Consider the following 16311-nt stretch of genomic DNA (forward strand, 5'->3'; position numbering starts at 1 on the left):
CACAAAATGGCTTTTTGAAAATAAAATCTTGATTTTAAAAATAAAGAGATGAGATTTGAAAATAAAAGCTGACTTTTTGAAAATAAGTTTAACGGAACGAACATCTAATCAAGAAAAAAGAGAGATGCCCCATGCACCTCCCTCCATTATCAATTCGTCACTTCTTCTTTTTCCCGAACCTTCTTTTTCATGCGCTCACGATCGCGTTCAAGTACAGGCTTCAAGTATTTACCCGTATAGGATCCTTGTACCTCGGCCACTTTTTCAGGTGTCCCGCTAGCGACGATCGTTCCGCCTTTGTCTCCGCCTTCCGGACCTAGATCCACCAGGTAGTCGGCTGCCTTGATGACGTCAAGGTTGTGTTCGATGACAAGAACCGTATCGCCATTTTCAACGAGTCGTTGAAGAACGACGAGGAGACGGGCGATGTCATCTACATGAAGTCCTGTCGTTGGCTCATCAAGGATATAGAGAGAGCGGCCAGTCGAACGGCGATGCAGTTCGGATGCCAGCTTAACCCGCTGGGCTTCCCCACCTGAAAGGGTAGTCGCCGGCTGTCCCAAAGTAATGTAGCCAAGTCCCACATCAAAAATAGTCTGAAGCTTACGCTTGATCTTAGGGATGTTTTCAAAGAATTTCACCGCATCTTCAACCGTCATCTCCAGAACGTCTGAAATATTTTTATCTTTGTATTTCACTTCAAGAGTTTCACGGTTGTATCGTTTCCCGTGACACACTTCACACGGAACGTATACATCCGGAAGGAAGTGCATTTCTATCTTGATGATTCCATCTCCGCGACATGCCTCACAGCGGCCGCCTTTCACGTTAAAGCTGAAACGGCCCTTTTTGTAGCCGCGAACTTTCGCCTCGTTGGTCGTGGCAAACACATCTCGGATATCATCGAATACCCCGGTATACGTAGCGGGATTCGACCTTGGCGTACGGCCGATCGGGGATTGATCGATATCAATGACTTTATCAAGATGCTCGATCCCCTTCACTTCTTTATGCTCACCAGGCTTCGATTTCGCATTATGAAGCTTTTGAGCCAGTGATTTATGGAGAATTTCGTTGATCAGGGTACTTTTACCCGATCCCGACACTCCAGTGACAGCAGTGAAGATTCCTAGAGGCAGCTTCACTTTGACGTTGTTCAGATTATTTTCCTTTGCACCTACAACCTCCAAGTAACGGCCGTCTGGTTTACGTCTTTCCTGAGGAAGGGGAATGAATTTCTTCCCAGACAGATACTGACCCGTCAACGAGTTCGGATCATCCATTACTTCCTGAGGTGTTCCTGCCGATACGACCTCACCTCCGTGGACACCCGCTCCCGGTCCGATATCGATCAGATAATCGGCAGCCACCATCGTATCTTCGTCATGCTCCACAACAATCAGCGTATTCCCGATTTCGCGCATATTCTTCAGCGTATCGATCAGACGGTCATTATCCCGCTGGTGCAATCCGATGGACGGTTCGTCGAGAATGTAAAGGACCCCAGTAAGACGGGAACCGATTTGAGTGGCGAGGCGAATTCGCTGAGCCTCTCCTCCAGAGAGCGTTCCTGCAGCACGGCTCAGAGTAAGATATTCCAACCCCACATTCACAAGGAAGCCGAGACGTTCACGGATCTCCCTCAGGATAAGATTAGCGATCTTCATATCTTTTTCAGAGAGTTCGAGTTTTTGGAAGAACTGCTCTGCCTCTTCAATCGAAAAGGCCGTTACTTCCCCTATATGAAGAGAATCCACCTTTACGGCAAGGCTCTCCTCTTTTAAGCGGTGACCATGACAGGTCGGGCAGTCCTGCTGAGCCATATACTTTTCCATCTGCTCGCGGATATAATCCGAGCTTGTTTCCCGGTAACGACGTTCCACATTCGGGATGACCCCTTCAAAACGAAGATAGTTTTCCCTCACCTGACCGAAATCGTTCTCGTAGCGGAAGTAGATTTCATCTTTTCCCGATCCATACAGAACTTTATCCATCTGGTGTTTCGGAAGGTCCTTTACGGGAATGTCCATGGGAATTTCATAATGGTCGCACACAGCCTTCAATAAAGAAGGATAGTATTGAGAACTTGTCGGTTCCCATGGAGCAATCGCATGCTCATCAAGGGTACGGTCCCAATTGGGGATGACAAGCTCCTTATCCACCTCAAGCTTCGTCCCCAAACCATCACAACTTACACATGCACCATATGGACTATTGAAAGAGAACATCCTAGGTTCAAGCTCACTGATGGAGAAACCACAATATGGACATGCATGATGCTCACTGAATAAAAGCTCGTCTTCTCCGATGACATCGATGATCACTTGTCCATCCGCCAGTCTAAGGGCCGTTTCAAGTGAGTCCGAGAGACGGGCAGCCACTCCTTCTTTCACGACAATCCGGTCGATGATCACTTCAATGGAGTGTTTCTTATTTTTTTCTAACGATATTTCTTCCCCAAGATCCTGCACTTCCCCATTAATTCTGACCCTCACAAATCCCTGTTTCTTGATGTCTTCAAGGGTCTTCACGTGGGTCCCTTTACGACCCGACACCACGGGTGCCAGGACTTGAAGCTTAGTTCTCTCAGGGTATTCAAGGATCCTGTCCACCATCTGTTCGATCGTTTGGGACGTGATCTCAATCCCATGATTCGGACAGATCGGTTTTCCTACCCTGGCAAACAGCAGTCGGAGGTAATCATAAATTTCCGTTACCGTCCCCACTGTTGAACGGGGATTACGGCTCGTCGTCTTTTGATCGATGGAAATCGCCGGGGATAGCCCTTCGATGGCGTCGACATCCGGCTTATCCATCTGTCCCAGGAATTGACGGGCATAAGCGGAAAGGGATTCCACATAACGTCTCTGGCCTTCCGCATAAATGGTATCGAAGGCAAGGGAAGATTTCCCCGACCCAGATAGTCCTGTTAATACAACCAGTTTATCCCGTGGGATTTTTATATCTATATTCTTTAAATTATGAGCTCTAGCTCCTTGTACGATTATTTGATCCTGCGCCATGATTCGTTCATCCTTCCGCCTTGAGCTCAAGAATGGTATCACGAAGCTGGGCGGCACGTTCGAAGTCGAGTGCCTTGGCCGCCTCCTTCATTTCCACTTCCAGGCTAGCAATAAGTTTTTGTCGCTCCGGTTTAGACATTTTCGAAACCTTTGTCTGTTCTCCTTCATAAACCCCTGCTTCTTCAGCGGCATGAGTAGCCCTGATGACATCCCGGATCTCTTTTTGTATCGTTGTCGGGGTCACGCCGTGTTTTGCATTATACTCTTGTTGTATCGTGCGGCGGCGCTCGGTTTCATCGAGTGCCTTCTGCATGGAATCCGTGATCTTATCTGCGTACATGATGACTCTTCCGTTACTGTTACGGGCTGCACGGCCGATCGTTTGGATCAGGGACCGTTCTGAACGCAGGAAGCCTTCCTTGTCAGCATCAAGTATGGTGACAAGTGACACTTCCGGTATATCCAGTCCTTCACGGAGCAGGTTGATTCCGACCAGTACATCGAATTTACCCAGTCGGAGATCCCTGATAATCTCAATACGCTCAAGTGTCTTGATTTCCGAGTGGAGGTATTGGACCTTGATTCCAATTTCCTTTAAGTAAGCAGATAGATCCTCCGACATTTTCTTCGTCAATGTCGTGACAAGGACCCGTTCATTTTTCTCGATCCGTTCATTGATTTCACCCAGGAGGTCATCGATTTGTCCTTCGATTGGACGTACCTCGATGATAGGATCCAGTAGTCCCGTCGGTCGAATGATCTGCTCGACCATTTCAGGGGTATGCTCCAGCTCATATGGTCCCGGGGTCGCCGAAACATAGAGAAACTGCTGGGTTTTCTTCTCGAACTCCTCAAAGCGCAGGGGACGATTGTCCATGGCTGAAGGCAGACGGAACCCGTGATCCACGAGCACTTTTTTACGTGCCTGGTCACCGTTGAACATCCCCCTGATTTGGGGCAGGGTCACATGGGACTCATCTACCACGATCAAGAAATCATCCGGAAAATAATCCAGAAGTGTATACGGAGTCGATCCCGAAGGACGTAATGTAAGGTGTCGGGAATAGTTCTCGATTCCTGAGCAAAAGCCCATTTCCCTCATCATTTCAAGGTCATAACGTGTCCTCTGCTCAAGACGCTGGGCCTCAAGCAGTTTATTTTCTTCTTTCATGATTGCCAGCTGTTCTTCCAGTTCTTTCTCAATGTTCTTGATGGCCACCTGCATTTTTTCCTCACGGGTTACGAAGTGGGAAGCCGGGAAGATGGCAATATGGTCACGATCTCCCATGATTTCCCCTGTTAGGGCATCCACTTCACGAATCCGGTCGATTTCATCTCCGAAGAATTCCACACGCATGCAGTGTTCATCACGGGATGCAGGGAAAATCTCCACGACGTCTCCCCGCACACGGAATGTCCCGCGCTGGAAGTCGATGTCATTACGCTCGTATTGGATATCCACAAGCTTCCGGAGCAATTGATTCCGTTCGATCTCCATCCCCGTTCTCAGGGAAAGGACTAGCTCACGATACTCTTCCGGATTACCCAAACCGTAAATACACGATACGCTGGCGATGATGATGACATCCTTCCTCTCGAACAATGACGATGTGGCGGAATGTCTTAATTTATCGATTTCATCATTGATGCTTGCATCCTTTTCAATGAAGGTATCGGTCTGTGGGACATATGCTTCTGGCTGATAGTAATCATAGTAACTTACAAAATATTCAACGGCATTATCAGGAAAGAACTCCTTAAACTCACTGTAGAGCTGTCCTGCCAATGTTTTATTATGAGCAATGATAAGGGTCGGCTTTTCAACCTTCTGGATCACATTGGAGACAGTGAAGGTCTTTCCGGTCCCTGTTGCTCCGAGTAGGGTTTGATGGCGCTTCCCTTCATTGATACCCTGCACAAGTTTCTCTATGGCCAGGGGCTGGTCACCCTCTGGTTTATATTTAGACTTGAGTTCAAATTGATCTTTCACCGTGAAACCTCCTATAATAAAGGACTGCTACCTTGTATTTATCTACTTATACCCATCTTTAGCACTGCAAATTCTTTTATACACATTCTACCACATTTCCTTCAGGATTAACCAACAATAAGCGAACAAAAGTTCGTTTATTTTTTTAGGATCGAACCTCTTATTCAACTTCCCCCAATTTTGTGGATAAGTTTTATGATCAGACTTTAGTACAGCGTGTATTAGATTTTTCGACACAACCGCGGTGGATAAACGGCCGCTTTCGACAAAATCCGAGCTTTTCTATACACAACCTGTGTATAAACATGTGTATAAGTCAATTCCCCTTGTGGAAAATCCTTGATTTTATTCACAATTCGTCAATTTTCTTGTGAACAATCCTTATGTATTCGATTTCAACCTGTGTATAACGTATTGGATATGGATGTTATTCACACTATTCACTCTTTATCCACAATTCAATCTTCTCTATTCTAGTTTCCTCCTAAATATTCATCTAGGCATATATCTAATAATTGATTGACTATTCAGTCTATTTTTCTATAAGCTTTTTTATGTGTTCTACTAAAATACTTCACAACAGGAGGAATGTATGAAAAAGTCGAAATGGATGAAAGTTGCAGGCAGTTTGAGTATGACAGGGTTCCTATTAGGATCTGCGATATCCCCGGTGTCTCCTTCGAGTTCTTCTCATGGAATCGCCAGGGCAGCTATGGTGGACAAGCTCGCGCTTGAGTCAGCCTTTCAAGAAGCCGCTCAGGAGTTTAATGTACCGGTCGAAATTCTGCTTTCAGTCGGTTATAACATGTCCTTATGGGAGCATCATGACGGCAAGCCAAGTGCTTCCGGCGGCTATGGACTGATGCATTTGACGGATGTCGACCTTGATACACTCGAAGAAGCGCACTCGGATGACCCCCTTCACATGTTTCTATCAGGGAAGGAAGATTCGCACGTGCAAGAAACCATGACGGCTGAAAGAGTATCAGATCTATCCATTACCGATCCCAATCTCCACACCTTAAATACGGCAGCAGACTTACTATCCCTACCAAAAGAAACGTTGAAAAAAGATAAAAAACAGAACATCCGTGGAGCTGCCGCACTACTTGCCAAATATGCAAAACAAACGGTGGGACAAACCCCTTCGGACCTCAATGAATGGTATGGGGCCGTGGCAAAATACAGTGGTACTTCTGATGAGACAGGGGCAAGGGATTTTGCCGATCGTGTGTACGAAACGATTAACAAAGGGGTAACAAAACAAACTGAAGACGGATATTCTTTGGAACTTACTTCGAAACAAACAGAACCTAATAAAGAAACCATCAACTCCTTACACTTAAAATCTGACGACGGAGAAGTGAAGGCAGATTGTCCGAACGGCCTTGCCTGCCACTACGTTCCGGCTGCCTACAAACAAATTGATCATGACGGGACAGTCTATGAATGGTCTTACGGCAACTACGATAAAGCCAACCGACCATATGATAATCAGGAGATCAAATACATCGTCCTTCACGACACGGAAATCAGCTATAATTTAACAAAAACGGTGTTTCAAAGGGAAACGACCCAGGCTTCCGCACACTATGTCATCCGCTCTTCAGATGGTGATATCACCCAGATGATCAACAACAAAGATGTTGCCTGGCATGCCGGTAACTGGTATTTCAACTCCAAAAGCATCGGGATCGAACATGAAGGAATCGCCATTGAAGGGGCTGCCTGGTATAACGAACAGCTCTATCATGCATCTGCGCGATTAGTAAAGCATCTGGCAAGGGAATATAATATCCCGCTGGACCGCGATCACATCATCGCCCATGATGAAGTGCCGGGAACATCAGCAGCACGACAGCCCGCCATGCACTGGGATCCAGGACCGTTCTGGGATTGGGCACATTATATGCAAATTTTAGGTGCTCCTCTTGAATCAGGTAAGAAACAAAAAGACGTTGTACAAATCCGTCCAAATTTCAATACCAACATGCCGGATCTACAGACACCGACTGGCGAACCTGTACCGAAACAATCGGCCAACTTTGTGTATTTATATACGGCTCCAAGCTTTGATGCTCCCCTTATCAAAGATGCAGCCCTACCGAATGCACATCCTTTAGACGCTTCTAACTGGGGAAATAAAGCCGTAACAGGTCAAACCTTTTATAAGGCAGAAGGAGAAGGAGACTGGACGGCGATTTGGTATGCAGGACAAAAAGCGTGGTTTTATAATCCGAAAGGAACGAATACCACGAAAGGTTCAGGAATTGTCGTTACGCCGAAAGAAGGAAAAACAGGCATTCCTGTCTACGGTGTGGCTTATCCCGAAGCAGATGCATTCCCGGAAGGCATTCCGGTGAGGGGAATGACTAAACTGCAATATACCCTTTCTTCCGGACAGAAATATGTCGCTTCTGAACAAGTGAAAGGAAGCTATTACAGTGCACCTGTCTACACGTATAATTCTGAAACGACCCATAAAATTGTGTGGGGAGATGATGAATTTTATCTCATTCATCTGAATCACCGCCTTGCGTTTGTGAGAGCGAGCGATGTAGATGTAGTGGCTGCCCCATAACCGAAGACATTAACAATGAAAAAAACCAGGTCCCTCTCTAAAGAGGGACCTGGTTTTTTGCTTTCTCATGCACTTCTTTTCGCTTTTTTCATCATCCGGTCACTATACCAGAATCCGGCGGTCAGCGATGCCGCGTCTATGACGATGAGTAACCAAGAATCCGTATATCCTTTTGACACCGAAGCTGCAATGAGGGCAACGGTCAGGGCCAAGCCGACATAATGATTATACGTCACCCTTGTGAACAGAACGACAAGCAATCCTGGTAAAAACAAGCCTAAAATTATTTTGGACACGTTCAACTCTCCTTGAAAGATAAGGGAATACAACATATTCTACCGAAGTTTCCCCTATCTGGAAAGGGAATTCTTACTTCTCACCATCCTGGATCAGTTTCCGGGTCCGTTCTTTCAGCTCACTGTGGGGAATGAATTTTTCCGACAGCATATCAGGAAGGACGTATTCCAGGAAATATTGAACGCAGTCCAGGTCCTTGAATTTCACGATGGTTGATAGTGCTTCCTGATAAATTTCAATGAACAACGGTTCTGGATTTCCTTTTTGGATTTCCCCAAAGGATTCGTAGAGCAAATCGATTTTATCCGCGACGGATAAAATCCTTCCTTCAAGGGACTCGTCCTTTCCTTCTTTGAATCGTTCCCGATACACTTCCTGGAATTGAGGTGGAAATTCCGTTGTGATGAATTTATTCACCATCTGGTCCTCCACCTGGCTGAAGAGCTCACGCAGCTTTCCTGAAGCATATTTCACTGGTGTTTTGATATCGCCGGTGAACAGTTCGGCATAGTCATGGTTCAGTGCTTTTTCATAGAGGGACTTCCAATCAAGTTCTTTTCCGTTTTGCTCCTCCACCGTTCCAAGGAATTGAGCGATTTTGGTCACTTTAAAGGAATGACTGGCTACATTATGCTCATGATATTTGAATCGACCCGGACAGCGGATGAGGGTCTCAAGATCTGATAAGCTTTTGAAATAGTGATGAATTCCCATTTTATTCTCCTCTCACTCATGTTCTTTGCTTTATGAAAATAGTATCAAGGAGAGTAAGCCGATGCAAAGATTCGTGGCTTTTCCCTTGGCTCTTCTATTGAACACTATTACTTTTAACGAAGCGAGTAGTGGTTGATAGTGTATTGCGATTTTTCATAAACCTTACAATCACCTTATTCTCTAGTGAAGGGAACTGCGTAGACTCCTACAGATAACGGGCAAGAGAAAACACGGGAAGCGAATTTTAAAAAAGGCTTGTCCGAACGTCCTTAGCAAGCAGAGCAGTTTACCTCACCCTCCAGTAAACACTCATTAAGTGCATTGATGAGATAAAGTCTGCTAAATAATCACAACAATCTTTATTAATATGGTATTTTACGAAGGAATGATGCGTGTTGCCTGTCCATATTTTTTCTGGATGGCAAGAAGGGATAAAAATAACCCCCTCACTGTACGAGGGAGTTTTGTTTCATCAAATGAGGCGCACGGAAACGACGCCGGTGATGTTTTTTAATTTTTGTTTGACATCGGCTTGTTCTTCTTCGTTTAATTTTTGATCAAGGTCAATCATAGTGTACGCCCACGTATGTTTACTTCGATTGATCATATCGGCGATGTTGACGGCGTATCCGGAAAGGACCGTGGCGATTTGGCCCACCATGTTCGGGATATTCTGATGCATGACGGTCACCCTCATTTTCCCGCTATAAGGGAGCTCCACGTCCGGCAGGTTGACGGCGTGCTTGATATTGCCCGTTTCAAGATAGGTTTTCAGCTGCTTGGTGGCCATGATGGCACAGTTCTCTTCCGATTCGACAGTGGAAGCGCCCAAATGAGGAACAGGCACGACATTTTTCATGGCGAGGACCTTTTTATTCGGAAAGTCCGTTACGTATTTTCTTACAACCCCTGAGTTCAACGCCACTTCCATGGCCCCTTCTTCCACAAGCTCACCTCTTGAAAAGTTCAGGATGGTCATTCCCTTCTTCATTTTCGCAAAGGCTTCCGGGCTCACGAAGCTTTCTGTTTTATCCGTCAGAGGGATGTGCAGTGTGACAAAATCACACTCTGTCCAAACTTCTTCAATTTGATGGGCACGCTTCACATCTTGTGATAAGCGCCACGCAGCATCCACGGAGATAAATGGATCATAGGCCACGACATCCATCCCGAGGGCAAGAGCATCGTTGGCAACGAGGACACCGATTGCTCCCAAACCGACAACCCCAAGCTTCTTCCCTTTGATTTCACTTCCTACGAATTCTTTTTTCTTCGCTTCCACGACACCAGGAACATCCTCTTCTGTCCCCTTTAACGAGTTTGTCCATCCAACGGCAGAGTACAGATTTCGGGATGAAGCAATTAGATTGGCGAGGACGAGCTCTTTGACTGCGTTCGCATTGGCACCGGGTGTATTGAAGACGACGATTCCCTTTTCCGTACAGAGATCGAGGGGAATATTATTCACCCCTGCTCCTGCACGTGCAATGGCTTTGACGGATGCAGGAAAATCATAATCGTGAAGGTTTTTCGATCTAACGAGAATTCCATCGGGATCGCCTTTTCCATTTAAATGATAGTTGATATCATCTTCGATCAGGGATAATCCGCTTTGGCTGATGGCGTTGTACGTATTGATTGAAATCATGTTCATTCTCCTCCTTGCTTCGCTTCAAATTTTTTCATGAAATCTACAAGTGCTTCTACTCCTTCACGGGGCATGGCATTGTATAAACTCGCCCTCATTCCTCCTACCGAACGATGTCCTTTTAGGAACTCGAATCCTTCCGCTTTGGCTTCTTTTAAAAACTGGGCGTTAAGATCTTCATTACCTGTCGAGAAAGGAATGTTCATCAGAGAACGATTTTTCTCTGGAACAGGGTTATGGAAAAGTGATGATTCATCGATACAGTTATATAGAAGCGCTGCCTTCTCCTCGTTATGAGTCTGCATCCCTTCCACTCCACCGTTCTCCTTCACCCATTCGAGTACAAGCTTTAGAACATAAATGGAAAAGGTAGGCGGCGTATTAAAGAGGGAATCATGTTTCACATACGTGTCGTAATTCAACATGGTCGGGCATGTGTCCGTTGCCCCTCCGATCATGCTGTCGTGGATAATGGCCACTGTCACGCCGGATGGGCCTAAATTCTTTTGGGCCCCGGCATAAATGAGACCGAAAGATGATACATCTATTTTCTCCGAAAGAATATGAGAAGACATATCTGCCACAAGGGGGATGCCTCCTGTATCAGGATACTCATGGAACCGGGTCCCCTCGATTGTGTTATTCGATGTGATATGTACATAGCTTGATTGAGGTGAGAAATCTTCTGGTGAATAAACAGGAATCTCAAAGGGCTCTGCTAGTGATAGTGTATGGACTTTTCCGACTTTCACCGCCTCTTTAATGGCTTTCTTCGACCAGCTTCCGGTCTCGATGTAATCCGCTTCCTGCCCCTTACCGAGCAGGTTCAAGGGGATCATGGAGAATTGCATGGAGGCTCCCCCCTGCATGAAAACAACCTGATAATCGTCCGGGATCGACAGCAATTCACGCAGTAAGTTTTGTGCTTCTTCTATTATATTTTGAAAAGGGGCCGACCGATGACTTAATTCCATGACCGACATCCCACTTTCACCATAATTCAATAACTCCTCCTGAACCTTCTTCAATACAGGCTCAGGCAACACAGCAGGACCAGCAGAAAAGTTATACACTCGCTTCAACAACAGCACCACCAAAGTCAGAATTTTTCAACAGTATAATCCCGTGCACCACTTTAGTCAATAACAAAAACACATGATGAAAACGCTTAACTGTGGTGTTTTTAGCCTCATGCGCAGACATGGATTGATTCTTGCTTGATTGATAAAAAAATCGGCCTTCCCACATGCCCTGGATAGGCAAAGGAGGAAAGCCGATGATCAACCCGTCAGGATATCTTCTTTCGGATAGCGGATCTTTTCTTTATCAGGACGTGACAATGAGAATGCCAGGGTGAGGGGACCGAGTTTCCCGACGAACATCACGATGATAATGATCCATTTTCCAGCAACGGAAAGGGAGCCCGTAATCCCCATGGACAACCCTACCGTCCCAAATGCAGACACCACTTCAAACACAATGGACAGGAACGAGACATGTTTTTCCGTCATTTCAAGGAAAAACAGCGCGGTGAAAACCAGGAGTACGCTGATCATCGATAAGGCCAATGCTTTAAAAATGTGCATTTGATCAATTGTACGTCTGAAAATACGAATCTCTTTCTTCTCTCTTAAGAAGGCAAACACACTTAACGAGATAACAACAAAGGTTGTTAACTTAATCCCTCCGCCAGTGGAAGCACTACCAGCACCGATAAACATCAGTAAAATGGTAAAAAGCAGAGTGGATCGCTCCATGCTTCCATAATCGAGTGAGTTGAACCCAGCTGTGCGGGGAGTGACTGCTTGAAAATAAGAAGCAAAAATCTTATCCGAAAACGACAGATGGGCCAGTGTATTCGGATTATTATATTCCAGTACGAAGATCAACAAAAAGGCGATGACGTTGATTGCGAAGGTACCCAATACCATGATCTTCGTATGCAGGGATAGTTGACGAATCGTCTTAGATTTCCACATATCCACAAGAACCGTGAAACCGATCCCCCCTACTATGAACAGGAATGAAATCGTTAAGTTGATGACAGGACTTCCCACGTATCCCATCAAACTGTCAGACCACAGGGAAAAGCCTGCATTGTTAAACGCGGAGATGGAATGAAAGACACTCACATATAAGCCCCTTTTCCATCCAAACTCCGGTACCCATTCCGTCGCTAATAAAAGGACTGCCAAACCCTCTACTATAAAAGAAAAGATAAATAAGTATTTTACAAGCTTGATGACACCTCCCACAGACGTTTGATTCAGTGCCTGCTGCAGGAGCAATCGTTCTTTAAATCCGATTTTCTTCCCAAGCATCATAAAGATTAAAACGGCAAAGGACATGATCCCGAGTCCTCCGATTTGGATCAGGCTCATGACGACAACTTCCCCGAATAAGGTGTAGACGCTACCCGTATCTACCACAGCGAGACCCGTCACGGTCATGGCAGACGTCGTCGTGAACAGGGCCTCCAACCACGTAATCGGTTCAGTGGTGGCGAATGGAAGCTTTAAGAGCACCATTCCCAATAGGATAAAAAATAGAAAGGTCACCACAAGTAGTTGCGGCGGACTTAACTGAATGACCTTCTGCTTCATTCTTTTATACACCTTCTTTTTCAAACCGGTTAATATCCCGATTATGTCCTATGACAATCAGAAGATCCTCTATTTCAACCACCTCATCGGCAGAAGGGGATACAATGACCTCTTCTCCTCGGTGGATAGCGATGATATTACATCCGAATTTTGCACGGACATCCAGATCATTCAACGTTTTATTGGCTACCTTCTTAGAGGCGCATACCTCTACAATGCTGTGCTCTTTTGATAGCTCAATGTAATCGATGATCTTTTCAGATGTGATATGGTGGGCGATCCTTCTTGCCATATCACGTTCAGGATGGATGACTTTATCCGCCCCGATCCGGTCTAGTACCTTCTGATGATAGGCATTCGACGCTTTTACCCACACTTCCTTCACCCCTAATTCCTTGAGAAGGAGCGTCGTGAGGATACTGGCTTCGATATTATCCCCAAAGGAAACAATCACGTGATCGAAATTCCGCAAACCAAGTGATCTGAGAACCGACTCATCCATGGCATTCGCCTGCACCGCATGGGTCGCAATATCGATATATTTCTGAACCACATCATGATGAATATCGATCGCCAGCACTTCTACATCCAGATCTGCCAACTCCTGGACCAAATTCCCTCCAAATCTCCCTAATCCAATAACGGCAAACTGCTTTTTCATGGTGAAATCCTCCAAAACCTTTTTTATAGCTTAACCATCTACTAGCTGTTCATGACTATATTCTCATACTGAACAACGCAAAAAGACCACCAGGAACTAAGCCTGTGGTCATTATCCAAAAAAGATCACAAGTATCATCCTCTCCCACTACGCTTACGAGGTTAGCTGACGGATTCGGGACATGGAAGTAGCCCTACCTTTCATATGAAAGGATTCACCCCTATAGTACTAATGGTTCCCCCGCTTCAATTCATGAATTAAGCGATAAAGAATATTCATTTGATGATAGATATATTACTCCTCTCCACAAGGGATGTAAATAGATTCTTTGTAAAAATTTCTTGAAGAAAAACAGGCAAAATTGTCTCAATACATCCAACATTTACTGTTCGTTAAAAAGGTTTGTATTTACCTGATGCGGGGAATAGCATACATAAGTCTTACGAAATTTGAATCAGAAAGGAAGAAATGTTTATGGCAGGAGTTTCATCCCTTCCTTCTTCAAGTGGGAGCAAAAACGTTTCATCTAATGATATAAAGCCCTGGATTAAAGGATTTGCACGAATTGGATATATTTCAAGAGGCATCGTGTATATGCTCATCGGGGCTTTATCCGTCATGGCTGCACTCGGTATAGGGGGAAGTACGTCCGATTCCAGTGGTGCCTTTTCCGCTGTTGCCAGCAAGCCTTTTGGTGAAGTCCTTCTTTGGATACTCGGGGTGGGACTGATCGGGATCGTCCTTTGGCGCATCATCCAGGTGATCAAAGATCCGGAGCATGTCAACAATGACGGGAAGTCCATCTTCAGAAGACTGGCCAGTCTCATCAGCGGCATTGCCTATGGTTCCTTAACGTATAACGCATTTGCCATCGCCTTGCACGCCAAAAGCTCCGGATCCGGTTCGGGTTCTAAGCAGACACTGTCAGCCAAACTATTGGCCCAGCCTTTCGGACAATGGATCGTCGGGATTGTCGGAATAGTCATCATCGGATTTGCACTCTATGAAATTCATAAAGCTTATACGGAAAAATACACCGACAAATTCAAGCGACATGAAATGACCGAGAAAGAATGGGAACTTGGACGAAAAACAGGAAAACTCGGACTGTATTCGCGCGGGGTCGTCTTTTTACTGATCGGATATTTCTTTATCCAAACAGCCATCACGGCCGACCCGGATAAGACGAAGGGACTGGACGGCGCATTATCCAAACTCGCCCAACAGCCTTTCGGACAATGGCTACTCGGAATAGTCGCCGTTGGATTATTTCTATATGGCGTCTTTCAGATCCTGAAAGGAAAGAACCGTCATTTGTCGATTTATTAAATCGTCAAAAGGAGCTGTCAAATCGGCAGCTTCTTTTTTTTGGCAAAAAACCCCGGCATTAAACATGGACTTTGACACTATTTGTGATCTGTTGTATCTTATGACAATGAAATCCTCACTAAACCTATCAGATTTATATAAATGTTATGTTTTAGCACTTTGGGGAAATCTACTATTTATAAAAAGGAGGCATTAAATCATGAAAGCTCTTTGGAGAGGTTATCTTCATACATCCCTTATTATGAAAATAACCGTGGCTCTTATACTCGGAATTGCTGTCGGTTTCATATTCGGAAAGGATGCATCCGTCCTTTCACCTCTTGGCGACATCCTGATTCGGTTGCTTAAGTTCCTGATCATCCCCCTCATCCTGTTCACACTGATGGTCGGAGTGAACCAGACGAACGTAAGCAAACTCAGCAGGATGGGTGGAAAAACGTTCTTATATTATTTATTTTCATCAGCTTTAGCCATCATCGTTGGTATTTCCGTCGCAAGTATCTTCAAACCGGGAACTGGCATGACTCTTGATACGACGGAAAAATTCAAAGTACCGGAGAATCCGGGTGTGACCAGCGTACTCCTGAATATCATCCCGGACAATATCGTTACGGCATTTACTGAAATGAACCTTTTGGGGATCATATTCACCGCCATCGTGTTCGGGATTGCGATTTCGTATTTACGGTCATCAACGGAGTATCACGACCTTGGAGAACAGGTCTATAAAGTGGTAAACGGCCTGAATGAAGCCACCATGGTCATCATGAATGTGATTCTCCAATATGTTCCCATCGGAATCTTTGCCATCATGGCCAATACGGTCGGCAATCAGGGACTCGGCACATTACAATCCCTGGGGAATATGATACTCGTTCTATATATTGCGTTGATTGTTCAGATCGTCATCTACATGGTCGCACTGGCAGGTTTTAAGATCAGTCCCCGCAGATTCTTTGCACAAGCCCGTACACCAATGTTGACGGCATTTGTTACTCAAAGCAGCTCGGGAACGCTGCCGCTGACATTAAATGCAGCCAAAAATCTCGGCTTGCCGAAAAGCTTGTACGGCTTCAGCTTACCTCTGGGTGCGACGATCAATATGGACGGCGCTGCAATCCGAATCGCCGTGTCTGCCGTATTCGCTGCCAATGTCGTTGGCGATCCGTTATCTCTGACGGATATGCTGGTCGTTGTCCTTGTAGGAACATTGGCTTCAATCGGAACAGCAGGTGTTCCCGGTGCAGGTATCATCATGATTGCAACGGTATTCGCCCAGCTCGGCTTGCCGATGGAAACCGTCGCTCTATTGACAGCGATTGATGCACTTGTCGGTATGGGATGCACGGCGCTGAATGTGACCGGGGATTTGGTTGGTACGTCAATCATTGATAAGACAGAGAAGAATGGCGAAGAAACACCTTCCCTTTCATAAATCCATTAAAAAAAGGATAGCCGCGGCTAT

General features: G+C 45.5%; 11 protein-coding genes and 1 riboswitch. Of the genes, 3 read left to right on the plus strand and 8 right to left on the minus strand.

Annotation, left to right across the window (positions count from 1 at the left end):
* Positions 1 to 149: 149 nt before the first annotated feature.
* Both uvrA and uvrB read right to left on the minus strand, forming a co-directional pair.
* On the minus strand, positions 150 to 3023 hold the full coding sequence (gene uvrA, locus LCL96_RS20665; protein WP_224944865.1) for an excinuclease ABC subunit UvrA: 2874 nt from the start codon (positions 3021 to 3023) through the stop codon (positions 150 to 152).
* Between the two features lie 7 nt (positions 3024 to 3030).
* The gene (gene uvrB, locus LCL96_RS20670) at positions 3031 to 5013 is read right to left on the minus strand and encodes an excinuclease ABC subunit UvrB (protein ID WP_224944866.1); all 1983 of its coding nucleotides are present in this window, start codon (positions 5011 to 5013) and stop codon (positions 3031 to 3033) included.
* Positions 5014 to 5605: 592 nt separating this feature from the next.
* On the opposite strand from uvrB, the gene LCL96_RS20675 reads away from it, so the two are divergent.
* Positions 5606 to 7594 (plus strand): N-acetylmuramoyl-L-alanine amidase, encoded by a 1989-nt coding sequence (locus LCL96_RS20675; RefSeq protein WP_224944867.1) that lies wholly within the window; start codon positions 5606 to 5608, stop codon positions 7592 to 7594.
* Between the two features lie 65 nt (positions 7595 to 7659).
* Here LCL96_RS20675 and LCL96_RS20680 read toward each other — a convergent pair whose 3' ends face one another.
* From LCL96_RS20680 to LCL96_RS20705, 6 genes are all read right to left on the minus strand, one after another.
* On the minus strand, positions 7660 to 7926 hold the full coding sequence (locus tag LCL96_RS20680) for a CsbA family protein (protein WP_397550708.1): 267 nt from the start codon (positions 7924 to 7926) through the stop codon (positions 7660 to 7662).
* 37 nt (positions 7927 to 7963) lie between these two features.
* On the minus strand, positions 7964 to 8605 hold the full coding sequence (locus LCL96_RS20685) for an HD domain-containing protein (RefSeq protein ID WP_224944871.1): 642 nt from the start codon (positions 8603 to 8605) through the stop codon (positions 7964 to 7966).
* Positions 8606 to 9077: 472 nt separating this feature from the next.
* Positions 9078 to 10253, minus strand: coding sequence for a phosphoglycerate dehydrogenase (locus LCL96_RS20690; RefSeq protein ID WP_224944873.1), 1176 nt, complete (start codon positions 10251 to 10253; stop codon positions 9078 to 9080).
* A 2-nt stretch (positions 10254 to 10255) separates the two neighbouring features.
* On the minus strand, positions 10256 to 11335 hold the full coding sequence (gene serC, locus LCL96_RS20695) for a 3-phosphoserine/phosphohydroxythreonine transaminase (RefSeq protein WP_224944874.1): 1080 nt from the start codon (positions 11333 to 11335) through the stop codon (positions 10256 to 10258).
* A 198-nt stretch (positions 11336 to 11533) separates the two neighbouring features.
* Positions 11534 to 12856: a TrkH family potassium uptake protein gene (locus tag LCL96_RS20700; protein WP_224944876.1), complete on the minus strand. Its 1323-nt coding sequence runs from the start codon at positions 12854 to 12856 to the stop codon at positions 11534 to 11536.
* Between the two features lie 4 nt (positions 12857 to 12860).
* The gene (locus tag LCL96_RS20705; RefSeq protein ID WP_206857447.1) at positions 12861 to 13517 is read right to left on the minus strand and encodes a potassium channel family protein; all 657 of its coding nucleotides are present in this window, start codon (positions 13515 to 13517) and stop codon (positions 12861 to 12863) included.
* Positions 13518 to 13651: 134 nt separating this feature from the next.
* Positions 13652 to 13791: riboswitch (cyclic di-AMP (ydaO/yuaA leader) on the minus strand.
* A gap of 200 nt (positions 13792 to 13991) precedes the next feature.
* Here LCL96_RS20705 and LCL96_RS20710 point away from each other — a divergent pair.
* Both LCL96_RS20710 and LCL96_RS20715 read left to right on the plus strand, forming a co-directional pair.
* Positions 13992 to 14846, plus strand: coding sequence for a DUF1206 domain-containing protein (locus LCL96_RS20710; RefSeq protein WP_224944878.1), 855 nt, complete (start codon positions 13992 to 13994; stop codon positions 14844 to 14846).
* A gap of 199 nt (positions 14847 to 15045) precedes the next feature.
* Positions 15046 to 16281, plus strand: a complete 1236-nt coding sequence (locus LCL96_RS20715) for a dicarboxylate/amino acid:cation symporter (protein ID WP_224944880.1) — start codon at positions 15046 to 15048, stop codon at positions 16279 to 16281.
* The last annotated feature ends 30 nt before the right edge of the window (positions 16282 to 16311 follow it).

The sequence above is a fragment of the Rossellomorea aquimaris genome (assembly GCF_020172085.1).
Classification (GTDB): domain Bacteria; phylum Bacillota; class Bacilli; order Bacillales; family Bacillaceae_B; genus Rossellomorea; species Rossellomorea aquimaris_E.